The organism is Breznakia blatticola (assembly GCF_004365815.1).
In the GTDB taxonomy this organism is placed as follows: Bacteria; Bacillota_I; Bacilli_A; order Erysipelotrichales; family Erysipelotrichaceae; genus Breznakia; species Breznakia blatticola.
Map to the genome: position 1 here is coordinate 18,440 of NZ_SODD01000013.1, position 25,299 is coordinate 43,738.

The following is a 25,299-nucleotide window of genomic DNA, read 5'->3' on the forward strand; positions in this document are numbered from 1 at the left end:
GAAAATAATCCATTCATATCCAGTAGCTCACTTTCCTAAATTCGTGTAAAAAAAGAATTATTACTTCATGTTTTTATCTATTCACATATACTTCATGATTTGCAAATAGTTTTTGACATATGCCAGAAATGAGCATATACTTTTCTTTGTAAAAAAAACAATAATGAGGAGATTTGTATGCCCAGACCAAAAAAGACACGAAACATTTGTAATAAACCTCGTTGTATGGATTTTAAACCAGATCTTCAACACGAGCAGGTCACATTATTACCTTTGGATGAATACGAAGTTATTCGACTAATTGACTACGAAGGATTAAACCAAGAAGCATGTGCAGTCCAAATGGGACTATCTCGAGCGTCTGTTCAAGCGATGTATCAACGCGCAAGAAAAACCATTGCGATTTGCCTGGTTGAATCAACTGCATTACGTATTGTTGACCATCAAGAACCATGCCCAAAAGTACACAAACGCCGTCATTGTTGTAAAAAAGGAGGAACTCATCATGAGTAATTGTAATAACGATTGTGGTTCATGCAGTGAAAACTGCAACGATAGAACACAACCACAAAGTTTTTTAGAAGAACCAAACAAAAATTCAAACATCAAAAAAGTCATTGGGATTGTTAGTGGAAAAGGTGGTGTAGGAAAATCACTTGTTACTTCCCTACTTGCTGCAAACATGCAAAAGCAAGGATATCTGAGTGCAATACTTGATGGTGATATTACGGGTCCATCCATTCCTAAAGCATTTGGAATCAAGGATAAAGCATATGGAAATGATAGTGGGATGTTTCCTGCAACATCAAGTACTGGAGTAAAACTATTCTCTACGAATATGTTGCTGCAAAACGAAAGTGATCCTGTTGTATGGAGAGGCCCTGTTATCGCTGGAATGATCAAACAATTTTGGCAAGAAGTACAATGGGGTGATGTAGATTACATGTTTGTAGATATGCCTCCAGGAACAGGAGATGTTCCACTTACGGTATTCCAATCTTTACCAGTAGATGGAATCATCATTGTAACCAGTCCGCAAGAACTTGTTTCGATGATTGTAGAAAAAGTTGTAAACATGGCAAATATGATGCAAATTCCTGTACTGGGTATCGTAGAAAATATGAGTTACTTTATATGCGATTCATGCAATAAAGAGCATCACATTTTTGGTGATAGTCACCTTGATGAGATTGCAGAGCGCTTTAATGTTGATTGTATTGCTCGTTTACCAATGGATCCAAGTATTGCTCACCAAGTAGATAAAGGATTAATCGAAGATCTTGATATTCCACAAATTCAACCAATTGTAGAAATGTTAAAAAAAGTAGAAAGTTTACATGCTACAAATACAGAAGATACAGCCAAAACAATAAACGAAGTTATTGCTATTCCATATGATAAAGGACAAGTTTTCCAACATTTTGGAAAAACAAAAGAATTTAAAATCTACACAGTAGTAGATAATGAAATTACAAACCAACGCATCATATCCGCAGGTAGTGCAGGACATCACGAACTAGTTCATGTTCTTTTAGAATATGATGTGACTACACTTTTATGTGGTGGTATGGGTAATGGTGCAAAAGATGCAAATGAAGCTGCTGGAATTACTGTATACACTGGATTTAGCGGTAGTTGTGAACAAGCAATTGCTAACTACATCGCTGGTAATGTACAACTTTCAAGTAATGCAACTTGTAATCACCACGACCATGATCATCATCATGATCATGACCACCAATGTAGTGGAAACTGCTCAAACCATTAACAAACATAATGTAAATAACTAACAAGCCTTAACTCGGCTTGTTTTTATATATTCATAAATTAGTCAATCGATACACATAAAAAGGGAAGCTGCTTACTTCCCTTCTGTTTCTCGTATTTTACTAAAGCTATATATTATTTCGCTTTTCTAGTTCTCTTTGTAATTACAAAGACACCAGTTGCTAATAGAAGTAGTGATAAGTATGCCAATGCATTTGTAGTATCACCTGTCGCAATTGACGGAAGAACTTTTACTTCTTCTTTTTTATTGTCTTGTTTTGGTTCTTCTGGCGCAACTGAAGGTGCACGTTTAACATATACTACGTTAAATACGTTATCTTCTGTTTTTTCAATACTAATTGTTAGTGATTGTTTATCAGCTGCTTGATACATATATGTTGCATCTTTACTTAAAAAGTATTTTACATTGATATCACTTAATTGAATTACATCACCATCAGCATACAGTGATTCAGAAGTATAACTTCCAATATAGTTATCTGCATCTGTACTTGAACCAACTACATCTTCCCAGAAGTGAACTGTATAATCTGTAGTTTCAGCTTCAACTTCTGATAATGCATATTTCACTTTAATTACATTTGTTTGCACATCCTCAGTAACTTTTAACACGTATTGTTTACTTGGTTGATCTGAAGCTAATTCATAAATTGAATCTAAGCTATTATCGACAAGTTTTTGTTGCGCATCACTTATCGAGTAGAAAACATCAGTTCCATGTTCCGTAATTGGGAAAACTGTTGTCCAATCATTGTTAATCACAAAGTCACCTGCTTCATTTTCAAAGTAGTACTCAACTCGATATGCTGTTTTCTTGTATACATAAACACGGTTAATTACTTGATCTGGAGCATCAACTGTAGGTGTTACAGTCGTTGAAGCATCTGATTGTAATACATATCCTTCATCTATAAACTTCTTATCTAACTCTCCGCCACTAGTTGTGTCTGTTAGTGATAAGTAAGAAACGTATCCTGTAGCAGAATCCATCAATACTTCCGTTTGGTTTCTAGGACCACCAACAAATGAAGCATTTACTTTGACAGATGCTGGTTTGTATTTGTGTGTGATTGTAACAGTATATGTTTTTCCAGCTTCTACAGTGAATCCATCTTTCAAGACACCACTAGAATCAACAATATCTGTTTGATCAGCAATATGTTTTTTGTCATCAAAAGCACGACTTAAATGACTTGCATCTACAAACTCTGAACCATGATATACCTCAACTGAATGTGAATCGATACTATTTTTATCTGTTGATCCAATTTCTTGTTCGTAATGTACGAATTGAATTGTAGCCATTCCGTTATTTGGCAATGACTTATAGTAGATTTTATAAACATTATCATCTGCATTTCTTTTTATTTCTAAGCTAAGAATCGGTGATTTCGCTGTATCCAACATATAAAGTTGGCGATCTGATGATTCACTCACCCCATTTAAAAATGCATTTTGAATATTTACATTGTTGTATGTAAGATTTTCAATCGAATAAGTTTTTCCAACTTCTACTTTTGAATTTGTTCCAAGAATCTCACTTGAAGAAAGAGTTTTCATTGGAGAACTTTGATCATCTAAATAGTATTCTACTTTAAAGTCTTGTTCTACAATTTTCTCTTGATAAATAACATCAATACCAACTGGTTCAATAGTTACATAATTACCACTAGTTGCTCTTGCATTTGTTAATGTAGCAGTATTTGCTCCAAATCTAACGAATTCATAAGTAACTCCATCAACAGTAATTTCTGCAGGAATTGAATCCTTTGTAGTTGTATTATCAATACTTACACTACGATTAGTACTATCCAAATTGATTGTCTTTGTAGGTGTTGAAGAATTTAATACTTGTGGATTTTTACCAGTTTTGTATTGGTTTAAATCCGTTGAAAGAAGTTCATCACCTTTAGTTTTTGTAGCCTCATCGATTTTAAAGAAATTAAATTGATATCCATATGTATTTTCCCAATAAAACTCTGTTGAACCAGTAATGTTTATTGTTTTATCGCCATACGTATAATTTACTCCATTGTTCTCTGTAAGGTTCGTTTTATACCAACCATCTTGTAAATAACTACCATTATTATCAATATCTTTAATTTTTACTCGTATCGTTCCTTCCGTTGTATTTTTACCATCTACATTTAATGGAAATCTAATTACATTATCTTGTACTTGAATACCTGTTACATCTGATGTTACATATTCCATCCATTCAGGAAGTGTATCAGTAATAGTTCCTTGACCACTGTAATACTCTTCTTTCATTGCTTCAGCTACAGCTTGTGCTGCATTCTTAACTGCCTGTGCATCTGCACATGTGTAGTAATACTTTTCTGTTGTACTTCCACTTTTGTAAGAAGAAACCTGTTTTAGAACATCTACATCAATACTCGCACCAACTGTAAAAATAGTCTTACCGTTTTCCTTAATTGCAGTTGCTTGATTAATTGTATTTTTATTGTTTGTACTTGATGTATCTTTTCCATTACCAACTACAGTATTCGATGAGTTATCTTTATAGGAATATGTAGGTTCTCCATCACTTAATAAAAAGATAATTTCTTTTCCTTTTTTTGATGAATCCGTTTTTGCTAAATCATCTAACTCTGTATTGGCTTTTCTTAGTGCTTTTTGAATAAAAGTTGCACTACCTACATTTCCTTTATCTGTAGTATCATCGTAACCATTGTTAATATCAGGTAAAGGCACACCATATTTATCAACTTTTTGATCACCTTTTTTATATTTTAAAGTATAGTCATATACATCCATACAACCGAATGAACTACAAATTTTTTTATAAATTTTTTGTTGTCCATCCTTTTCATAAACTTGTTTAACAATGTCCGTTTTATAAACTGGTTCATCATGGCGCCATACTTTAGCATCTACATCATCACCAAAAGTAACCACTTTAAACGAAACACCAGGATGATCAACATCATTATCACTCGTCTTACCAAACTCTTTTAGCAAGTCATCAGAAATTGTTTTGATCATTTTCTCCGATTCAACTAATAAATTCTTCTTTCCATTTGAATTGTACATACTATTACTATCATCTAATAAAAATACAATATTTAGTCTTTCTTTTGTTTTGATAGTCTTTGATTTTCCAGTAGTACCAAAAGTGATATCATATTGTCCTTCAATCTCTTTTCCATTTTCATCTACTGCTTGTTTAACTGTTTTAGTCAGTTTAACTTCATCATTACTTGCTTCCTGTTTTGCATTTTTCAATTCATATGCATCTGGCAAGTTCGTTTCCGCCTTAACTGACTGCAAGTCTCCCATAAAGATGGCACCAAGAACTAATGCAAACGTTAATATGCTTAGTGTGATTTTCCTTATGCCTAATTTTGTTTTTTTCATACTTTCCTCCTTCTAAAACACACAGTAACTATTTACATAAGAAAAACTCATGTAAATAAAAGACTTACATGAGTTGCATTATAAAAAGATTCAGTTTTATCAAAGCGAATATAGCAAAAAGATACACTTAAAAAAGCATACAAACAAACACAACACCTATACTGGCTTTGCCTATAAACGGAACAATCCTTAAATTAAAACAACACACATTTAATCTTCTTTGTTACAGTTTTATTTTAATACTATATTTATTTAATGTAAAGATTTTTGTTTTTAAATTTATAATTAATTCTTATTTATAAAATTTGTGTTTTATAGTATAGGTAGTAAACAAAAAGCTACCGAAGTAGCTTTCATTTTAAATTATTTATTGATTTGGTTCATTACTTCTTCAGCGAAGTTTTCTTCTCTTTTTTCGATTCCTTCACCTACAGCGTAACGTACGAATGTCACAACTTCAGCGTTGTTGCTCTTTAAGTATTGAGCAACTTTTTGGTTAGGATCTTTGAAGTAAATTTGGTCAATTAAACTTACATCTTGTAATGATTTAGATAAACGACCTTCAACGATTCCTTTAAGAACGTTTTCTGGTTTTGATTTTAAACTTTCATCATTGTTTAAGATTTCAGTTTGAATTTGTCTTTCTTTGTCAATAAATTCTTGTGGCATGTGGTCACGAGAAATGTATTGTGGAGACATTGATGCAACTTGCATTGCGATGTCTTTAGCAACTTCATCATTTCCACCTTTAAGCACAGTTAAAGCAGAAATTTTTCCACCCATGTGCATGTAAGCTCCAAATACGTCATCAGCAGTTTTTTCAACTACTTCAAAACGACGAAGTGAAATTCTTTCACCGATTGTTGCTGTTGCGTTAGCGATTGTAGTTTCAAGTGTATCACCTTCAGTAACTAATGCTAATGCACTATCCATATCGCTTGGTTTGTTTGATAATAAAATTCCTTGAATTTTATCTAATAATTCAGTGAATTGTTCGTTTTTCGCAACGAAGTCTGTTTCTGAGTTAACTTCGAAGATTACAGCGATGTTTCCATCAGTTGCAACACGAGTTAATCCTTCAGCAGCAATTCTTCCTGATTTTTTTGCAGCTTTAGCAATACCTTTTTCACGTAGCCATTCAGCTGCTTTATCCATATCACCGTCAGTTTCTTGAAGGGCTTTTTTACAGTCCATCATCCCTGCGCCTGTTCTTTCTCTAAGTTCTTTTACCATTGCAGCAGTAATTGTCATAGTAAGTCTCCTTTCTTTACGTTATGTAATTATGCTTCTTTGTTTTCTTCAGTTTTTGGAGCTGCAGCAGCTTCAGCTGGTTTGTTAGCTGGTCTGTTTCCACCTTGTGCTCCACGGTTGTCATCACGACGTCCTTGGTATGGTTTTCTTGGTCCACGGTTGTCACGTCCATCACGTTTGTTAGCGAAACGAGCACGACGTTCTTCGTATTTAGCACGACGACGACGTTCGTTTTCAGCGATTTGTTCTTCAACGTTAACGATAACATCTTTCATAGTTACATCTGGTTCAGTATCATTTGCACATGAGTGAGCAACTGATAATAATCCACCTTTAGCTTCAACAATTGCATCAGCCATTAATGTAACGATTAATTTAATTGCACGCATTGCATCATCATTTGATGCGATTGGGTAATCAACTTCTTCTGGGTCACAGTTTGTGTCGATCATTGCGAATACAGGAATTCCTAATTTCTTAGCTTCTGCAACTGCGTTGTGTTCTTCTTTTGGATCAACAACGAAAACTGCATCTGGAAGTTTTTTCATTTCTTTAATTCCACCTAAGAAGTTTTCTAAACGAGCTTTTTGTTTACGGAATTGCGCTTGTTCTTTTTTCGTGTATACATCGATTAATCCAGTTGATTCCATTTCTTCAATTTCGATTAAACGTTTTACACGTTTTTGGATTGTACGGTAGTTAGTTAATAATCCACCTAACCATCTTTGGTTTACATAGAAACTTCCTGAACGTAATGCTTCTTCAACGATAGTTCCTTGTGCTTGTTTTTTTGTTCCAACAAATAATACTTTTCCACCTTTTTCAGCGATTGCTTTCATTGCAGCGTAAGCAGTATCGATTTGTTTTTCAGTTTCTTCTAAGTTAATGATGTATACACCATTTCTTGATCCATAAATATATGGTTTCATTTTTGGGTTCCATCTTCTTGTTTGGTGTCCGAAGTGTACACCTGATTCTAATAGTTGTCTCATTGAAACAATTGACATAAATAAGTCCTCTCTTTCCGTTACTCCTCCATCAATTCAAAAGTTGATAACTCATTGTCGCTAGGATTCTTCCTGCTAGAGCACGGATCAACCAATTCTTGATGTGTGTAGTCGTGTCTTCACACGCTTTGGTATTGTACCACAAACAAAACCTTTATTCAATAGGGTTTAAGAAAAACGCATTTACGTTCTTGCACGTGGAAATGCGCTTTCATATGTTGATTTTAATTTATCTTGACTTATATGTGTATAAATCTGGGTTGTGCTTAGTGAACTATGCCCCAACAACTCTTGTACAATTCGTAAATCTGCACCATTATCTAGTAAATGTGTCGCAAAACTATGACGTAACATATGTGGATGAACATGCATGTTCAAACCACTTTGCAATACACATTGATTGAGTATGTATTGAATTCCCCGACTTGTAAGTTGTTTTCCTTTTTGATTGATAAACACATATCCATGCGTTTCATGAGTCCATCTTTCTCTTATTGTTTTTAAATATGTATCCACTAGTTTTCCAACTCGATCATAAAATGGAACCATGCGCTGCTTATCACCTTTACCAGTGACAATTAGTGTTTGATCTGCAAAATCAATATCACTGATTTTTAGATTCACCGCTTCACTGACCCGTAAGCCACAAGCATACATTAATTCAAACATCGCACGATTACGTAAACCGACTTCATCATGTATATCCATCGCATCTAGTAATTGATCCAATTCATCTTCAAATAAGAACTCAGGAATCTTTTTATCGATTTTTGGCATCTTTACATAATGAAATGGGTTGTTTGATATTCCAATATATTCATTTAAATAAGCGAAAAATGAACGTAAGGAACTCAGTTTTCTAGCAATGCTACTATTTTTAAGTGGCCCTTGTAAACTTGTACGATTTCGCAGCTCTACAATATAGTTACTCACAACTAAGCGATCCACTTCTTCAAAACCATTTAGACTTTCTTGATTCATAAATTGCATAAAGTCATCAATATCTCGTTTGTATGCTTCATACGTATGTTCACTACCAGAGTTTCTTTGCTTGGTGTAGTTTAAGAAACGTTCAACGTATTCATTCATAATGTTTCAACAATACGTTGTATCTCTTCAATTGCTTGCTTAGCATATGCTGCTTTACGCTCGCGTTTTTTCACTTTACTTTCCAATTGCATAATTCCAAAGTTTGCATTCATTGGTTGAAAGTAAGCTGGATTGGTGTGAGTAATATAGTATGCTTGTGCACCAATTGCAGTCGTCGGTGGTAAAATAATTGGCTCTTTTTCTTCTAATAGACGTGCCATATTAATTCCAGCAAGTGCTCCACTTGCTGTACTTTCTACATAACCTTCGACTCCACACATTTGACCTGCAAAGAATAAGTTATCTCTGATTTGACTTTGGTATGTTTGCTTTAAACACTTCGGTGCACACATAAATGTATTACGGTGCATAACTCCATAACGAACAATTTCACAGTTTTCTAAACCTGGAATCATTTGTAATATACGTTTTTGTTCAGGCCATTTTAAATGCGTTTGAAACCCTACAATGTTGTATAACGTTGCAGCTGCATCATCTTGACGTAGTTGAACAACCGCATATGGTTTATGGTTCTCATCTTTTTCTAAACCAACTGGTTTCATCGGTCCAAAAAGTAAAGTTTTTTCTCCACGTTTTGCAATTTCTTCAAATGGCATACATCCTTCAAAGTATTTCTCATCTTCAAACTCTTTTGGTACAACTACTTCTGCATGAATAAGTTCTTGATAAAACTTTGTGAATTCTTCCTCACTCATTGGACAGTTGATATAATCAGCTTCCCCTTTATCATATCTAGATTTGTAGTATGCCTTTGTAAAGTCAATACTATCCTTTTCAATAATTGGAGCTGCTGCATCATAGAAATGCAAATACTCTTGATCAAACAAATCTTTAATATGTTCAGAAAGCGCATCACTTGTTAGTGGTCCTGTTGCCACAATAACATTGCCTTCAGGAATTTCTGTGAGTTCTTCTTCAATTACTTCAACTAATGGATGTTCTTTAATAACTTTTGTGACAGAAGCACTAAAACCTGCTCGGTCTACAGCTAGTGCGCTACCGGCAGGTACTTGGTGCTCGTCAGCTTTACTAATGATTAGCGAATCTAACATACGTAGTTCTTCTTTCATAATTCCAACAGCATTTTCAAGTGCATTAGAACGTAATGAATTACTACATACGAGTTCGGCAAAATCACTTGTGTGGTGTGCAGCAGTCATTTTCTTTGGTCGCATTTCGTAAAGTTTTACTTTGATTCCTCGTTTAACGAGTTGCCAAGTAGCTTCACTTCCGGCCAAACCTGCACCGATGACGATTACTTCTTTCATATTATTCCTCAGATTCTGTACGACTAGCTTCTTTTGCTTTTGTCGTCTTTTTTGTTGTTGCTTTTTTTGTCGTTTTCTTTTTCGCCTTAGTTTCTACAACTTCTTCTGCTTCTGATTTTGCAGTTGCATCAACCTCTTCATCTTTTGGTTTTTCTTCTTTTTTAATATAACGGCATTTCGGATATCCTGAACATCCAACAAACATTTTTCCGTATCTTGATTTACGTTCAACTAATGGCTTTCCACATTCAGGACACATCTCTCCCGTTTCTTTTGGTGGTTGGCGATCACTTTTAATGTATTTACATTCTGGATAATTTGCACACGCATAGAACTCACCAAAACGTCCACGCTTTTTCACTAATGGACCACCACATTTTGGACAGGTCTCATCAATTTTATCTTCTTCATCTTGTTTTACATATTTACATTCTGGATAGTTGCTACAAGCAACAAAGTCTCCATAACGTCCTTTACGGATTACAAGTTCATGACCACATTCAGGACACATCTCACCTGTTTTCTCTGCTTCGATTTTTTCCATTTTGTCGTATGCTTCTTGCAATAATGGTTCAAAACGGTCATAGAATTTACGTAACTCTTTTACGTAATCCTTTTGTCCCTCAGCAATTTCATCAAGTTCATTCTCCATTGCTGCTGTGTATTTCACATTAATGATATCAGAGAAGAATTCTTGTAATTTCTTATCTGTTAACTCCCCTTGTTCTGTTGGGAAGAATACTTTTGTTTTTGTTGTTTCTGTTGGTTTTCGTAAGTCTGCATATCCACGTGCTTGCAATGTATCAATAATCATTGCATATGTAGAAGGACGTCCGATTCCTTGTTCTTCAAGTTCTTTAATTAAACGTGCTTCGCTATAACGTTTTGGTGGTTCAGTGAAGTGTTGTTTACCTTCAAGTTTCACATCATTTAAGATTTCACCTTCTTCAAGTACTGGTAAGACTTCATCTTTACTTGATTCATAGTCTTTATATACTTTTAAGTACCCATCAAAAGTCAACACCGAACCTGTTGCATTAAACTGTGCATCGTTATTTACGATTTGTACAACCATACTATCACTTTTTGCTGGTGCCATTAATGATGCAAGTGTACGTGCATAAATCAATTTATATAGTTTATATTGATCTGCAGTTAAGTAACTTTTGATTGACTCAGGTGTACGATTCACATCAGTAACACGACATGCTTCATGGGCATCTTGTGAATTTGCATCTTTCTTTTGACGCACACTTCCAACGTATTCTTTTCCGTACGTGCTTTCAATGTATGCAAGTGCACTACCTGTAAACACTTCACTTAAACGCGTTGAATCTGTACGCATGTAAGAGATAAGACCCTCAACACCCGTACCAATTTCAATACCTTCATATAGTTTTTGTGCAGTTGACATCGTCTTCTTTGCACTAAAATTTAACTTTGTACTTGCCTCTTGTTGTAATGATGAAGTAGTAAATGGCAGCTTAGAAGCTTTCTTCTTTACTTTCTTATCAATCGATTGCACAACATAATCACCTGTACAAGAAGCTATGATTGCATCACTTTGTTCTTGGTTTGCGATTTTTGCAGTTTTTCCTTTATATTTTTTCAATTCAGCAACAAATGAATCATTTTTCTTATTCACTAATGCATCAATTGTCCAATATTCTTCTTGTATAAACGCACGAATTTCATTTTCACGTTCTATGATTAAATGTAATGCAACTGATTGTACACGTCCAGCGGATTTACTTTTAATTTTTGAACGTAATAAAGTTGATAGACGAAACCCAATGATACGATCAAGAATACGTCTTGTTTCTTGTGACTTTACTAAATCTTGATCAATTTTTCTTGGATTTTCAAATGCTTCAATAACAGCAGGTTTTGTAATCTCATGAAAAATAATACGATTTTGTTTATCTTGATCTAAACCAAGTTCATCAGCTAAGTGCCAAGCGATCGCTTCTCCTTCACGGTCCGGATCACTTGCAAGATATACTTCATCACTTTTTTTGGCAAGTGCTTTCAATTCCTTTACAGTTGCTTTCTTTTCCTTACTTATTTTATAAGTTGGTTCGAAATTATTATCTACATCGATCCCTAACCCACCTTTTCCAGATGTGGCTAAATCACGTATATGTCCTTTACTTGATACGACTTGAAAATCGCTACCAAGGTATTTTTCTATGGTCTTTGATTTGGAAGGTGACTCCACAATTACTAATTTTTTCATTTACTACCTCCGACTTACATCAAGTATATTCACTTTTGTTCATTTGTCAACACCTACAATTCAGCGATTGTTTCATTATCTACGATAATGTTTGCCCCTTCTTGAATCAATACATTGCAACCACTTACATGATTTTCTACAAATGAATATGGAAATACATAGACTTCTTTATTTAGTTCAATTGCTTCATTTACCGTAAGCATAGTACCACTTCGTTTACTTGCTTCAATCACGATTAGTTTCTCACCAAGTGCTGCGATTAAACGATTGCGCAAAGGAAAATGAAATGAAAATGGACGCGATCCATTTGGATACTCACTTAACAATAAATGATGACTTTCAATTTCTTTATATAAAAAGCTATTGCACTTTGGATAGTGAATATCCAGTCCACAACCTACAATGGCAATGGTCTTTCTTGTGTGCAGTGATAATTGATGGATATATGCATCTACTCCCTTAGCAAGTCCACTGACACTTACATATTCTTTGTTTACATATCGCATAAGCGTTTCACAATTATATCTGCCTTGGCGAGTCATGATGCGCGAACCAACAACTGCAATTTTGCGTTTATTTAGTAATGATATATCCCCTTTATAGTACAGAACATAGGGTGGATATTTTAACAACAGAAACTCTTGCGGATACACATCATCTAGTATTGTAATATATGGATCTGGATACGTAATGGATTCGTATGCTTCATTATGTAAAATTGCTCTTTTAATTGCATGTACATCGCCATCATATTTCACACTATAATATAGTAATCTTTCTCTCATGTTATACACCTCTGTATATATATAGGAAGAAAAAAAGAAATATCCTTGATAGATACTTCTTTACTAAAAATCAAAATGCATTTGTAGTGCTCTAGCGACCGGTGCATAACTGCGTCGATGGATTGGCAGTACTCCATATGTATTAAGTGCAGCCATATGTTGTTTGGTTGGATATCCTTTATGCTTATCAAATCCATACTCTGGATACATTTTACTATATTCTTTCATTATACGATCACGGGTTACTTTCGCAAGAATGCTTGCCGCTGCAATATTAACACTTTTTTGATCACCTTTAATTATAGGTTCAACAATTTTTCCTTCAACTTGAAATTTCATCGCATCACTTAAAACAACATCAGCAATTTCACACTCAGCAGCAATTTTCATCATCGTTTGTTTTGTTGCTTCGTAGATATTTAAACGATCAATTGTCGCTTCATCGATAATTTCAATAGAAAAATATAGTGCTTCTTCTTTTATATAGTCATAAAGTGCTTCACGCTTTTTTTCACTAAGCTTTTTTGAATCATAAATCTCGGGATGACTAAATCCCATTGGAAAACATACACCTGCAACAACTAGTGGACCAGCCAAAGGACCTCGCCCAGCTTCATCGATACCGATTACTTGTTGGTAGCCTTGGTTTTCGTATTGTATTTCATACTCATTCGTGCACTGCATCAGTTCGCTCCCAAGTAATCTTTCCAAAACGATTGGCACGAATATCTTTCATAAACGTTTCAATTGTTCGATTGTAATCAACTTCATTTCCTTTTTGAAGTAAGTTTCGATTTCTTCCAATCTCTAAAAATAACTTATAGTTATTTTCAATGATAGTTACACCATATGCTTCCTGCAGACGCTCTGGAAAATACGCTTTTAGATATTTTAAGGCAGCATACGCTACTTCTTCTAGTGGTAATACTTGATCACGAATTGCTCCAGTAATCGCAAGTAAGATCCCAATTTGCTCATCTTCAAATTTTGGCCATAATACACCTGGTGTATCGAGTAATTCAATATCCTTATTTACTTTTACCCAACGTGTATTTTTTGTAACTCCTGGGCGATCACCAGTAACTAGTGTTTTCTTAGCAGCTATTTGATTAATTAGCGTACTTTTTCCAACATTTGGAATTCCACACACCATACAACGCACTGCACGTGGATTCATTCCCTTTTTTATTTGTCGTTCTCGTTTTTCTTTCATTAAAAACAGTGCATTTTCACTGATGATTTTTTTCACGTTATCATGCAGTACATCTACACCAACAACAACTGTATACTCATTCGATAGTAATTGAATCCACCGTTTTGTTTCTTCATCTTCTGCTTTATCGATTTTTGTTAAAACAATTAGTCTTGGTTTTTGTCCGACCAATTCATCTATCAACGGGTTCTTTGAAGCATTTGGTACACGTGCATCACGCAATTCGATTACCATGTCGACCATCGATAACATACTTTGCATTTCACGTTTAGCCTTGGTCATATGCCCAGGAAACCATTGTATATTTAGTTTTTGATTACTCATCATTACTCACCATCCCTATTTTATCAAATGGATATAACACGAGAACATTCTTGCTAATAATCGAACTACGCTTAAACGGTCCAATTCCAGCTGCTCTTGAATCTCTAGATACTGGACGATTATCCCCTAGTAAAAAATATTCATCTTCACCTAGGACAATAGGTTCTACATCGTGGGTAAACGTGTTTCCATAATTACGATCCCCGATTTGTGTTTCCATATACGCTTTATTTAAAAATGGTTCCTCTACCGGTTTTCCATTAATGTACAACTGATCATCAAAGTACTCGATTTCCTCTCCAGGCAAACCAATCACTCGTTTCACCCACAAGTCATCTCCAGTTTTTTCATCTTGGACAACAACGACATCGAAACGTTCAATTTCACTAGTTAATCCTGCAAAGACATTGGAAAATCCAAATTCTTGATCTTCTAATGTTGGATACATACTACTACCAGAAACGGTTATTGGGCGAAAGAAGAACTTCACACACAAAAAAACCAAAACAAAACATATAAGGACCATCTTAATAAAGTCTAATATTTCTGTTTTCGTCTCATTTACCTTTTTTGTTTCTGTATTGACATTTGTCTCGTTCATCATCGCTTATTATACCATTATTCCTTTATGTTTCACACAATGAAACATATAATTTACAACATTTCTTAACCTGATTATGGAAAAGAAAAGATGCACATTCGTGCATCTAATAGATTATCTACGGATTTCTTTAATTCTTGCAGCTTTTCCACTACGTCCTTTAAGGTAACGTAATTTATTTCTACGAACTTTACCATGACGTACAACTTCGATTTTATCGATAATTGGTGAATGTAATGGGAATGTTCTTTCAACTCCGATTTGGTTAGAGATTTTACGAACTGTGAAAGTTTCAGCAATTCCTCCACCTTTTTGTGCAACTACTACACCTTCAAATACCTGGATTCTTGATTTGTCACCCTCTTTAATGCGAACGTGAACTTTTACTGTAGCTCCACTACGGAATGCAGGGATATCAGATTTAATTTGTTTTTTTGTTACTTCATTAACTAAATTTAAATTCATTTTCTTTCTCCTTTTCTTTAGTAATACAGATTGGTTCATAATCCGTTATTACCGGATAAGCGGAACCCTGCAGCCAACAGGCTTATATATAATAGCAAATTTCAGCATTAATGTAAACCAAAAATTACTGAATTTCACCATAGTTTTATGACTTATTGATTTTCATCATTCGAAGTTTGTTTTTTATTTTCTTCATCCATCACTTCTTGTAATAACTTTTGTTCTTCGCTTGTAAATGTTCGTCCATCTAGCAAATCTGGACGACGCAAGTAAGTTTTACGTAAGGATTCTTTCAATCGCCATTTGCGAATATTTTCATGATGTCCACTCATCAATACATCGGGTACTTTTTTACCATCGTATTCTACTGGGCGTGTGTATTGTGGATATTCAAGTAAGCCATTTTCAAATGAATCATCTTCATGAGAATCACTACGAATTACTCCATCACGTAAACGAATGATGGCATCACTTAAAACAAGCGCTGCTGGCTCTCCACCAGTTAGCACAAAATCACCGATACTTACTTCTTCATCAACATAATCACGAATTCTTTCATCAAATCCTTCATAGTGTCCACACAGCAGGACAATATCATCGTGTTCAGCTAACTCGCGTACAAGTTTTTGCGTCATCTTCTTCCCTTGCGGACTCAACATAACAACTTTACTGTTTGCTTTTGTATTTGCCTTTAATGCATCTACAATTGGTTGACATGCAAGTAGCATCCCTGCTCCTCCTCCACAAATCGTATCATCTACATTATTATGTTTATCTAATGTGTAATCACGAAAGTTTATCGCTGTAAACTGTACACTTTCTTTATCAAGGGCACGTTTAATAATTGATGTTTCCTTGAAGGAATCAAAAAAATTTGGAAATAGTGTCAACACTTTGATTTCCATCATAATAATCCCTCAATTACTTCAATTACAATTTGTTTTTGATCTAAATCAACAGACTTTACAAATGCATCCACAAATGGAATTAAGATTTTTTGATTCACTCGCATAATTGGATTTGCAGCTGTATCAATCATTTCATCCACAATACCAAGCGACGTTCCATGCTGATCGATTACTTCACAACCTACAAGATCAAAGAAATAGTAACCTTTGCCATCATCTTTAATATCTTCACGGTTTACGAACACTTTTTCACCTTTGTATTTTTCGACTAAGTTGATATCTAAAAGTTCTTTGAATGCAACTAATGCCATCCCTTTATTCATACGAAAACTATGTACAACTAAAGGTAAGTCGCCAACAAATACCGTATTTCCAACTTTAAAACGTTCATTTGCGAAATCTGTATCCAGTTTAATTTTTAATTCCCCACGTAATCCGTGAGTATTTACAATTTGTCCAATTTCTATTTTTTCCATACATTCACCTTTTAAAAAAGGATGCGTCTGCATCCTAATATGATTCAAATTTAATTGTGATCATTTTATTCTCTGTACGAGATGCAATAGACATCATCTGACGAAGACTGCTTGCCATAATTCCACGACGCCCGATAAGACGAGCAACATCTTCAGAACTTGCATATACATTTAAGAGAACTTCATCATCTTCAAGTGTTGGTAAGACTTTCACTGATAGTGATTCTTTATTATCAACAATTGGAGTGATTAGATCCAACATGATTCTTTCGTAATTCATGACGATTATTTACTGTTTTTTTCGTCGTGTAATTTCTTTAGAACTCCTTGTTTAGATAAAATTGTACGTACTGTATCTGATGGTTGTGCACCATTTTTAATCCAGTTCATTGCTTTTTCTTCATCTAAAGTAATTTGTGCAGGGTCTAAGTTTGGGTTGTATGTTCCGATTGCTTCAATAATTCTTCCATCACGAGGACTTCTTGAATCTGCAGCTACGATACGGTAGTATGCATACCCTTTTTTACCCATTCTTTTTAATCTTAATTTAACAGCCATTGTGTTTCTCCTTCTAATTTTTACTCAGTAATCATACCATAAAAAATAAAGGTGTCAAGGTTTTTTACTTGACACCTCTTTCATATTGGTAATTGAGTATTTTCTTTGACTCATAATCATAGGATACAATGCTTGTTATTTGATAATTTGCACCTGTAATTTCAATACGACAGCTCTGCTCATCACAACGAATTTGAATCATACAATTTTTATATTCATGATCGCGCATAGATTCTTCCATTTTGATCATTTGCTTTGCACTAGATAGTGCATATAATTCCACAAACTCGACTTTACTTTGCATGGGTCTTTGCGCTTCTATTTTTAAAGTAAGCACACTTATAAAACTAAACATAAAACTGAGCAGCAGCAATCCATATAAGCCAATAAATCCATGTTTAGCAACCGATGATTCGTTCCTTAATCTCTTGTTTTTTGTGTTTATAGACAAGATAGATACACTCCTCTCTTTGTGTGAAGTATGCATCATCCACATCTTGTAGGAACACTTGATATCCAGGTTGCATGATCAGACGATCCTTTTGTAAGGATACTTGCATGTCTTTATCATAATATGACAAGTATAAACTTCCATCAGCATAACAAGTATCACTGAGCACATAAATCAAGCGAAGTTGTGAGATACTAATGTCATCTTCTCCATCATACAGACTAGTATCCATACGTCGTAAACCTTGTAAATACATTAAAAGTAAAGATAATAAGATACTTACAATCAGCAAGCTAAACAGTGCTTCTAACATACTAAACCCCATATGGATTGTCATCTTCTTCAGTTTCTTGTTCTGTATGTTCTCCATCTTCATTTCCCTCGATTTCTTCTGGTTCTACATAGCGAAACTCTTCATAGAATGTTTTCATTTCTAATTCTTCATCATAGGTATTTCGTTTAATATGCAAATACTTGTATATGCTTTGACTACATACACTTAAGAATAATACGAGAATCATGCACACTTGCATAAATATAATACTTTCACTCAAGAGAAACCCTTTTTTACTTCGCATAGATATTTCCACTTCCTAGATGAATGACTAATTGTTTTTGTTGGTTATTAAATGTACAAGTAATCGTTCGTGCCTGATTCACATTTCCGCGTTCATTGAAATAGATTTCATGCTCTCCACAAGTCATCCCTCTAGCAAGTTGATAGGTTTTCTTACCACTTATAATTTGAGAGTTTTGAATTTGAACATATTCAACTTGTTTTGTCAGAATTGCTTCTCTTTGTGCTAGTAAAAGGATACTTTTCACTTTATCCATCTCCAGTGATAAAGATGTGCTAGATGTTGTTGTCCTTGTAAATAGCAATAAACAAATACTTATAATCGTAAGTACTAATATCGCCTCAAGCAAAGTAAATCCTTTTTTATTTACTTGCTTTAGCTTCACCACCAACAATGGTAATTTTTTCTCCATCTGGACAACGTGCCTGACTTTCTTTTACATATCCTTTACTAATGAGTTGTTGCATACTTGAAGGTGTCTCAAGCGTCTCAATTTCATATAACAAGATTTGTGCATTTACAACTTCAACTAAAGCCTCACACCCTTTATTGTCGATAACCTCTTTTTTCTGTTGAATATTTGGAATCGTCAACAGGAAGATAAGTGCAATAATTGTTAATACAATAATCATTTCCAATATGGTAAACCCTTTTTTATGCTTCATGGTTACATCCTTTCTAATAACTGTAAAGGTAACAACATGACTTGATATACACATATGACCATAACCCCAACAAAGCTATAAGAAATCATTTGCAATAGCATCGTAAATTTCCGTATTTGCATTTGCCAACGTTTTTGTTGCTCATCGCGATATGAAATCATCATTTCTCGGAATGCTCCTGTTGATGAACCAATCGTGAAATGCAATTTAAAACGCTTGGATATCCATGGATTTCTTTGCAAGACCACAAACAACTCTTCTCCTGCATTCAGTCCATCATAAATTGATTTACTCACACTATGAAATAGTGGTTGTTTTCGTATATCTTGTAAAAACAAGAAGGCTTGTCTTGTACTTAACCCATGTGCATCAAGTTCAATTAAATAATGTGCTAAATAAAATGACATCCATTCTTTTACCGTTTTACTGTGTGCAATTGCAAACATTCCTACATGACGTAAAATTCGTTTACTTAACTGACACAAAATAAGTAATATCATCACAAAAAGTAAGCAAAGCACCATCACATTCACAATATGTTGAATGATTTCAACAAGTTCAAACATCACATTCTGCTCAAATTCAAAATGTTGAACCAGTTGTGGTATGACAAATCCCGAAAACACATACACTGTAAAAAATGATATCAATAGCACAAATAGTGGATATACACTTTTCTTGAGCATCTCTTGCTTTAGTTTCTTTTCAAACATCTCCATTGAGCATGCACAAGAAATCGCATTTGTTAAACTTGTCATCTTCAAAAAGAACTCAAGAAACACTTTCATCCTACCTTTAGAACTATCTATGACAAGTTGTTCAATACGTAAACCATCATCAATCGCTTTGCATATTTCAAAATGATCTTTCTCCATAAGTTGGAGTGCTTGTTGTAACGGATAGCCTTGTTGCAACAAACTTGCAAAATACGACCACTCATCCATACGCATATGTAGACGTACTTGTTTATTAAATTTGATTTCTTTGTTTAGCCAAGCGAATTTTGTCTTCCATGGTTTCATAGCTTTCATCAAGCGGTTCTCCTTTCAGTACACGTGCGATATCTGCTTCATCCATCATTTCATAAATGCAAATACGTTTCTCTTCATCTTTTGCTTTAAAAATTCGTTGTGATGTCAAACCACACAGTGTTTCTTTTAAATCAAGTACACTCACCCCAAAATCTAACATCCGTTTTATTACATCTACACAACTTTTCGCGTGAATAGTAGATAACACTAAGTGTCCACTCAATGCTGCTGTTATCAATTGTTTGGCAGTTGCTTCATCACGAATTTCACCAATCATAATGACATCCGGATCATGACGTAAAACTTGTTTAATTCCTTCTGCATACGTAAAATCTACTTTTTCATTGATTTGCAATTGCAAATATGATGTGGATTGAATTTCAATAGGATCTTCCAAAGTAATCACATGTTTATTTTCGTATGTAGACAGTCTTTCCAACAGTGCATGTAAAGTGGTGGTTTTTCCTGCACCAGTTGGACCTGACAATAAAATCAATCCACTTGAACGTTGTAACCAACATTTGAGTAATTCAATTTGACTTGGATCTGTACTTAAATCTTCAATAGTAAAACGTTTGTGGTTGTTTAGTATCCTAAGTACACCTGTTTGCAGTTGCATTGTTCGTAAGTATGAAAAACGAAACTGTAGTTGCTCCTTTTTAAAGGTATACGAGAAGTTTCCACTTTGCGGTAATAGCGAATTACCCAAATCAAGATTGGCAATAAACTTTAAATAATGAAATAGATTTTCATCTAGCAGTTTATGTTTGATTTCTTTAATTCCATCAATCCCGCGAATCCGCACAAATAACTGTCCATTTTGAAGTGTGAAATGAACATCACTTGCATCATACATTTCAATATACTCAAGTAGTTGTTTGATCCTTTTTTTCATATACACCTCGCTTATTTATAGGTAAACAACAAGCTCACAAAATCCTAAAAAAAAACTCGCTTCCTAAGAAACGAGTCTACATTAAAGATATGGATTATTTTGTTTTTCAAAATCTAGTGTTGTGCTTGGACCATGTCCAGGATACACTATGTAATTTTTTTCAAGCATTTTTATCTTTGCTAGTGTTTGATTCATTTTATTGCTTGAACCAGTCGCTAAATCCGTGCGACCAACTGACATTTGAAAAAGCACATCCCCACTGATGATAAAATCATCAAAGATCAGCAGCACACTTCCTTCTGAATGCCCAGGAGCTTCGAAAACTTCAAAATCGAAGTTACCAATATGTTCATGCATTTGATAACTCTTTGTATCAACATCCACTACAACATGATTTTGAAATCGATGTGATCCATTTATATTTGGATCTTTTAACATGCGTTTTTCTTGTTCACTCACATATACCGGACATTTATATAGTTTTTGGAAATGCTCAACACCTGCGATATGGTCAAAATGTCCATGTGTTAATAAAATTGCATCAACAATTCCATTCTCTGCTGCAATATGTTCAGCAATTTTACGACTTGATCCACCTGGATCAACCATCAGTACATGATTATCATTCCATATTAAATAGCAATTTGCTTGAATATCACCTAAAGGATATGTTTCTACTTTCATTGTGTTCTCCTTCTCATAAGAAAAAGCCCTTTTCGGGCTTCATAATTATTTCTTTTCTCTGTGTTCAGTCTTAGCGTTACATTTTGGACAGAATTTTTGAGCCACCATACGTTCTGGTTGCGTCTTTTTATTTCTTGTGTTGATGTAATTTTCCATCCCACATTTTGTACATTTCAAAGTAATACGATCTCTCATCTGAAAATCCTCCTAACTCTTTAGCGTTTCCTATTGTATCATATACATTTAGTAAAAGTCTACTTCTTATTTTCAAAATAGTACTTAGCGATTTTACCTACTGGAGCACCACATACATTGCTTCCTAAGTTGTTTGAGTTACTTGTGTAGTTTGGTGCAATACAACTAATCGCAATTTCTGGTTCTTCATATGGTCCATAAGCCACAATAGAGTTCGATACAGTATCGACACTTCCACTTTCTAAATACACATTGTTTTCTGCGGTTCCTGTTTTTACTGCCATCTTCACACCGACAGCTGCATCACTAACTTCTTGTGGACAAATTCCTGCTTTTCCATCAATTCCTTCAATACAACCACGCATTCCTTCTTGTGCACGCGAAATATACGTTTCAACGCTTGTTCCTTTTAAAGTAGATAGAATGTTTGCCCCCATTTTATAAATTACAGTATCCGGGTCATTAACTTCAGTGACTCTATCTAAGAAGTGGGTTTGTACACGTTTTCCACCATTTGCGATAGTTGCTACATATTGTGCAAGCTGCATTGATGTATACGTATCATATTGACCAATTGCCATTGCCATAATTTTCCCGTGTTCTTCTGTACCACCAATAGCTCCGACTCCTTCAGTAGGTACATCTAATCCAGTTGTTACCCCAAGTCCAAACATATTGTAATACGTACGCATTTTCTCAAATGTACCTTCTGCATATGGCATTGCCATTTCGGGTACATACGATTGCATCCCTGCCATACGTAAAGCGATAGTTGCCATATATACGTTACTTGATACCGCAATTGCTGAACGGTCAGTTAAAGCTCCCCACGTTTGATAACTTTTAAATGGATCCGTTCCTTGGAATTTCAACGGTTGGTCAATAACCACTTCTCCAGGCCCTACAACACCTTCTTCGAGTCCCATATATAAGGTTGCCATCTTCACTGTACTTCCAACACGTTCGGCATTTAAATACGTTCCACTTGGAATTGATTCAATTTCGCCATCTTTATTCTTTTGAATACCTGCCGTTGCAAGTACTTCACCAGTATTTACATCCAAAACGGTCATGTACATATTATTGAAGTATTCCGTATCACTTGAACGACTATTCATTGCTTCGCGTAATAAACGATCTGCTTCCTTCATCATTTCAACGTCAATAGATAACGTTAAATCATAACCACTTTTCCCTGCATTGTTTTCATCTAATTTTGCAATTCCTTCACTATCATAACTAATATCATAGTCTTTACTTGTCCCTACCAGGAACGATTCATATTCTTTTTCAATTCCTGAAATTCCAATTCGTTGATTCATTGCATAACCAAGTCCTAGGTAATATTGCATATTCTCTGAAGGTAATCCTTGTGTTTGATCGGATACACTTCCAACAATAGATTTCACAATTGGGTTATCATTATCATAATACACACGTTCCCAATCATCACGGTATTCAAATCCTGGATATGCACTACGATTTTCTAATAACTTAGCAATTTGTTCATTCGAAACACCTTCTTTGATAATTTTAAATTCATTTTCAGGTGCTTGATTCATTAACATATAGGTTAAATATAACTTCTTTGTATTCTCATCTAAACCAGAAATATCCATACGTTCAATCTTCAATGCATAAATATCATCGTTATCAAGTTTTCCTTCATTTGCTTTTGTCAGTTCTTCTTCTGTCAAAAGTGAATTAAAGTTTTCTTTATGCAATTGATATTCATGTAGATAATGCATGTCTTTTAATTGACGCTCAGTAATCGCAGCACTTTCAACGCCACGTGAATTTGTCTTTGTTAGTGACATACCAAAGTCCGTAAGAATCTTTTCAGCAAGTTCCCACTCTTCTTTTGCTGTTATGTTTTCAGGAGGATAATAAAATATCGACAATGATTTTTTCGAGGAAGCTAATAAAACTCCATTACGATCTTTAATATCACCTCTAGGTGGTGCAAATGCTTGTCGTTTCATTGTGAATGCCTCTAATTTGATGGCATATTCATCTTGTTTTACCAATTGGATATTTACCAATTTTATCGAGATAATCGCAAAAGCAGCAACAATAAGCACAATAAAAACACGTGCTCGTATATTGATTACTTTTTGTAGATCATCTTTCTTTGCAAATATATTACTAGACCGTCTACGACGATCTTGATCACTTTTTCTAAATGGATTTGTTATCATAAGCCTTGTCTCCAGTCCAAGTTATTATAGCATGATTCTTCTTTATTTCTTGCGTATACATGTGAAAAAATACTGAAAATTGATTCTTACTCACATTTACAAAAAGAGTGGTATAATGCGATTAGGTGATATTATGAAAATAAGAGAAAAAACAAGACCCATTCAAGTTGGCAATCTAACTATTGGAGGGCAAAATAAAGTCGTTATTCAATCGATGTGTTCGATTAAAACAAGCAAAGTCAAAGAAGTGGTGGAACAAATCTATCGTTTAGAAGATGTTGGCTGTCAACTAGTTCGTGTATCCGTTATGGATGATGAAGATGCAAAAGCGATTAAAGAAATTAAGAAATTTATCCACATACCTTTAGTTGCAGACATCCATTTTAACTACAAGCAAGCAATTGCTGCAATTGAAAATGGTGCAGATAAAATCCGTTTGAATCCCGGTAACATCGGTTCAAAAGAAAATGTGCAAAAAGTTGTCAATCTCTGCAAGGAAAAACATATTCCAATTCGCATTGGAATTAACTCTGGATCTCTCGAAAAAGATATTCATGAAAAATATGGAAAACCAACAGCTGAAGGTATGATTGAAAGTGCATCTCGTCATGTGAAAATATTAGAAGATATGGAATTTTACGATATTTGTCTATCATTTAAAAGCAGTGATGTACAACTTTGCATTGATGTGTATCGATTAGCCGCAAAAACTTTTGACTACCCATTGCATTTAGGAGTAACCGAAGCGGGTAACTTTGCAATTTCATCTATCAAAAGCAGTGTTGCTTTAGGAACATTACTAGAAGCAGGTATTGGAGATACAATGCGTGTTTCTGTCAATGGTGAACCTGAAGATGAAATCTTTATTTGTAAGCAAATTCTTAAAGGTTTACATTTAATTGACAATGTTGCAAATTTAGTTGCTTGTCCTACATGTGGACGTACACAATTTGATATCCGTCCAATCGTTGATGAAATGGAAGCCTATATGCGTACCGTCGATAAAGATATTACTGTTGCAATTATGGGATGTGCAGTTAATGGACCAGGAGAAGCAAAGCATGCAGATATTGCGATTGCTGGTGGAGTTGATGATGGTTTACTTATTAAAAAAGGTGAAATTATAAAACGTGTGAAACAAGAAGATATGATTCGCGTATTAAAAGAAGAAATAGATGCATTTGAAGGTTGAGTTTGCTCAGCCTTTTCTAATACAAAAAAACATCCACATAAT

The 25,299-nt window shown here is 34.6% G+C and carries 28 protein-coding genes; 3 read left to right on the forward strand and 25 right to left on the reverse strand.

Going from position 1 to position 25,299, the window contains the following annotated elements; translation table 11 throughout:
- Nucleotides 1–177: 177 nt before the first annotated feature.
- Both EDD63_RS05215 and EDD63_RS05220 read left to right on the forward strand, forming a co-directional pair.
- Nucleotides 178–513: a DUF134 domain-containing protein gene (locus tag EDD63_RS05215; protein ID WP_134169192.1), complete on the forward strand. Its 336-nt coding sequence runs from the start codon at nt 178–180 to the stop codon at nt 511–513.
- A complete protein-coding gene (locus EDD63_RS05220; RefSeq protein WP_134169194.1) occupies nt 506–1,768 on the forward strand; it encodes a P-loop NTPase in 1,263 nt (420 codons plus the stop codon). Before EDD63_RS05215 ends, EDD63_RS05220 begins: the two co-directional genes overlap by 8 nt.
- A gap of 134 nt (nt 1,769–1,902) precedes the next feature.
- On the opposite strand, the gene EDD63_RS05225 is transcribed toward EDD63_RS05220, so the two are convergent.
- The 25 genes from EDD63_RS05225 to EDD63_RS05345 form a co-directional block, all read right to left on the reverse strand.
- The gene (locus EDD63_RS05225; protein WP_134169196.1) at nt 1,903–5,166 is read right to left on the reverse strand and encodes a hypothetical protein; all 3,264 of its coding nucleotides are present in this window, start codon (nt 5,164–5,166) and stop codon (nt 1,903–1,905) included.
- Between the two features lie 363 nt (nt 5,167–5,529).
- Nucleotides 5,530–6,417, reverse strand: coding sequence for a translation elongation factor Ts (gene tsf, locus EDD63_RS05230; RefSeq protein WP_134169198.1), 888 nt, complete (start codon nt 6,415–6,417; stop codon nt 5,530–5,532).
- A gap of 29 nt (nt 6,418–6,446) precedes the next feature.
- Complete coding sequence (gene rpsB, locus EDD63_RS05235; protein WP_134169200.1) at nt 6,447–7,424, reverse strand: 30S ribosomal protein S2; 978 nt, start codon at nt 7,422–7,424, stop codon at nt 6,447–6,449.
- Between the two features lie 183 nt (nt 7,425–7,607).
- Complete coding sequence (gene xerC / locus EDD63_RS05240; RefSeq protein ID WP_134169202.1) at nt 7,608–8,513, reverse strand: tyrosine recombinase XerC; 906 nt, start codon at nt 8,511–8,513, stop codon at nt 7,608–7,610.
- Nucleotides 8,510–9,802: a methylenetetrahydrofolate--tRNA-(uracil(54)-C(5))-methyltransferase (FADH(2)-oxidizing) TrmFO gene (gene trmFO, locus EDD63_RS05245; RefSeq protein ID WP_134169204.1), complete on the reverse strand. Its 1,293-nt coding sequence runs from the start codon at nt 9,800–9,802 to the stop codon at nt 8,510–8,512. The genes xerC and trmFO overlap by 4 nt, the downstream gene beginning before the upstream one ends.
- A 1-nt stretch (nt 9,803) precedes the next feature.
- Nucleotides 9,804–12,038 carry a type I DNA topoisomerase gene (gene topA, locus EDD63_RS05250; protein WP_134169206.1) on the reverse strand — a complete coding sequence of 745 codons (2,235 nt, stop codon included), beginning with the start codon at nt 12,036–12,038 and terminating at the stop codon, nt 9,804–9,806.
- Nucleotides 12,039–12,091: 53 nt separating this feature from the next.
- Complete coding sequence (gene dprA / locus EDD63_RS05255) at nt 12,092–12,823, reverse strand: DNA-processing protein DprA (RefSeq protein WP_134169208.1); 732 nt, start codon at nt 12,821–12,823, stop codon at nt 12,092–12,094.
- A gap of 63 nt (nt 12,824–12,886) precedes the next feature.
- On the reverse strand, nt 12,887–13,507 hold the full coding sequence (locus tag EDD63_RS05260; RefSeq protein ID WP_134169210.1) for a ribonuclease HII: 621 nt from the start codon (nt 13,505–13,507) through the stop codon (nt 12,887–12,889).
- Nucleotides 13,491–14,360: a ribosome biogenesis GTPase YlqF gene (ylqF, locus tag EDD63_RS05265; RefSeq protein WP_134169255.1), complete on the reverse strand. Its 870-nt coding sequence runs from the start codon at nt 14,358–14,360 to the stop codon at nt 13,491–13,493. The genes EDD63_RS05260 and ylqF overlap by 17 nt, the downstream gene beginning before the upstream one ends.
- Nucleotides 14,353–14,964 carry a signal peptidase I gene (gene lepB / locus EDD63_RS05270; RefSeq protein WP_243833738.1) on the reverse strand — a complete coding sequence of 204 codons (612 nt, stop codon included), beginning with the start codon at nt 14,962–14,964 and terminating at the stop codon, nt 14,353–14,355. The genes ylqF and lepB overlap by 8 nt, the downstream gene beginning before the upstream one ends.
- Before the next feature lie 111 nt (nt 14,965–15,075).
- Nucleotides 15,076–15,426 carry a 50S ribosomal protein L19 gene (rplS, locus tag EDD63_RS05275; RefSeq protein ID WP_134169212.1) on the reverse strand — a complete coding sequence of 117 codons (351 nt, stop codon included), beginning with the start codon at nt 15,424–15,426 and terminating at the stop codon, nt 15,076–15,078.
- Nucleotides 15,427–15,578: 152 nt separating this feature from the next.
- Nucleotides 15,579–16,331 carry a tRNA (guanosine(37)-N1)-methyltransferase TrmD gene (gene trmD, locus EDD63_RS05280; RefSeq protein ID WP_134169259.1) on the reverse strand — a complete coding sequence of 251 codons (753 nt, stop codon included), beginning with the start codon at nt 16,329–16,331 and terminating at the stop codon, nt 15,579–15,581.
- Entirely contained in the window at nt 16,331–16,810 is a 480-nt protein-coding gene (rimM, locus tag EDD63_RS05285; protein WP_166667553.1) for a ribosome maturation factor RimM, read from the reverse strand. Before rimM ends, trmD begins: the two co-directional genes overlap by 1 nt.
- A 34-nt stretch (nt 16,811–16,844) precedes the next feature.
- Nucleotides 16,845–17,090, reverse strand: coding sequence for a KH domain-containing protein (locus EDD63_RS05290; protein ID WP_134169216.1), 246 nt, complete (start codon nt 17,088–17,090; stop codon nt 16,845–16,847).
- A gap of 5 nt (nt 17,091–17,095) precedes the next feature.
- Nucleotides 17,096–17,368, reverse strand: coding sequence for a 30S ribosomal protein S16 (rpsP, locus tag EDD63_RS05295; protein WP_134169218.1), 273 nt, complete (start codon nt 17,366–17,368; stop codon nt 17,096–17,098).
- A gap of 64 nt (nt 17,369–17,432) precedes the next feature.
- Nucleotides 17,433–17,672 carry a hypothetical protein gene (locus EDD63_RS05300; RefSeq protein ID WP_134169220.1) on the reverse strand — a complete coding sequence of 80 codons (240 nt, stop codon included), beginning with the start codon at nt 17,670–17,672 and terminating at the stop codon, nt 17,433–17,435.
- Nucleotides 17,673–17,766: 94 nt separating this feature from the next.
- A complete protein-coding gene (locus tag EDD63_RS05305) occupies nt 17,767–18,132 on the reverse strand; it encodes a hypothetical protein (RefSeq protein WP_134169222.1) in 366 nt (121 codons plus the stop codon).
- A 1-nt stretch (nt 18,133) separates the two neighbouring features.
- A complete protein-coding gene (locus EDD63_RS05310) occupies nt 18,134–18,397 on the reverse strand; it encodes a hypothetical protein (RefSeq protein WP_134169224.1) in 264 nt (87 codons plus the stop codon).
- Entirely contained in the window at nt 18,387–18,809 is a 423-nt protein-coding gene (gene comGD, locus EDD63_RS05315; RefSeq protein ID WP_134169226.1) for a competence type IV pilus minor pilin ComGD, read from the reverse strand. Before comGD ends, EDD63_RS05310 begins: the two co-directional genes overlap by 11 nt.
- Nucleotides 18,760–19,062, reverse strand: a complete 303-nt coding sequence (gene comGC / locus EDD63_RS05320; protein ID WP_134169228.1) for a competence type IV pilus major pilin ComGC — start codon at nt 19,060–19,062, stop codon at nt 18,760–18,762. Before comGC ends, comGD begins: the two co-directional genes overlap by 50 nt.
- A gap of 2 nt (nt 19,063–19,064) precedes the next feature.
- Nucleotides 19,065–20,093, reverse strand: a complete 1,029-nt coding sequence (locus EDD63_RS05325) for a type II secretion system F family protein (RefSeq protein ID WP_134169230.1) — start codon at nt 20,091–20,093, stop codon at nt 19,065–19,067.
- A complete protein-coding gene (locus EDD63_RS05330) occupies nt 20,032–20,988 on the reverse strand; it encodes an ATPase, T2SS/T4P/T4SS family (protein WP_134169232.1) in 957 nt (318 codons plus the stop codon). The genes EDD63_RS05325 and EDD63_RS05330 overlap by 62 nt, the downstream gene beginning before the upstream one ends.
- Before the next feature lie 81 nt (nt 20,989–21,069).
- Complete coding sequence (locus tag EDD63_RS05335; protein WP_134169234.1) at nt 21,070–21,672, reverse strand: MBL fold metallo-hydrolase; 603 nt, start codon at nt 21,670–21,672, stop codon at nt 21,070–21,072.
- Between the two features lie 45 nt (nt 21,673–21,717).
- Nucleotides 21,718–21,867 (reverse strand): 50S ribosomal protein L33, encoded by a 150-nt coding sequence (rpmG, locus tag EDD63_RS05340; protein WP_134169236.1) that lies wholly within the window; start codon nt 21,865–21,867, stop codon nt 21,718–21,720.
- Nucleotides 21,868–21,926: 59 nt separating this feature from the next.
- Nucleotides 21,927–24,065: a peptidoglycan D,D-transpeptidase FtsI family protein gene (locus EDD63_RS05345; RefSeq protein WP_134169238.1), complete on the reverse strand. Its 2,139-nt coding sequence runs from the start codon at nt 24,063–24,065 to the stop codon at nt 21,927–21,929.
- Between the two features lie 133 nt (nt 24,066–24,198).
- Here EDD63_RS05345 and ispG point away from each other — a divergent pair, with 133 nt between their 5' ends.
- Nucleotides 24,199–25,257 (forward strand): flavodoxin-dependent (E)-4-hydroxy-3-methylbut-2-enyl-diphosphate synthase, encoded by a 1,059-nt coding sequence (ispG, locus tag EDD63_RS05350; protein ID WP_134169240.1) that lies wholly within the window; start codon nt 24,199–24,201, stop codon nt 25,255–25,257.
- Nucleotides 25,258–25,299 lie beyond the last annotated feature (42 nt).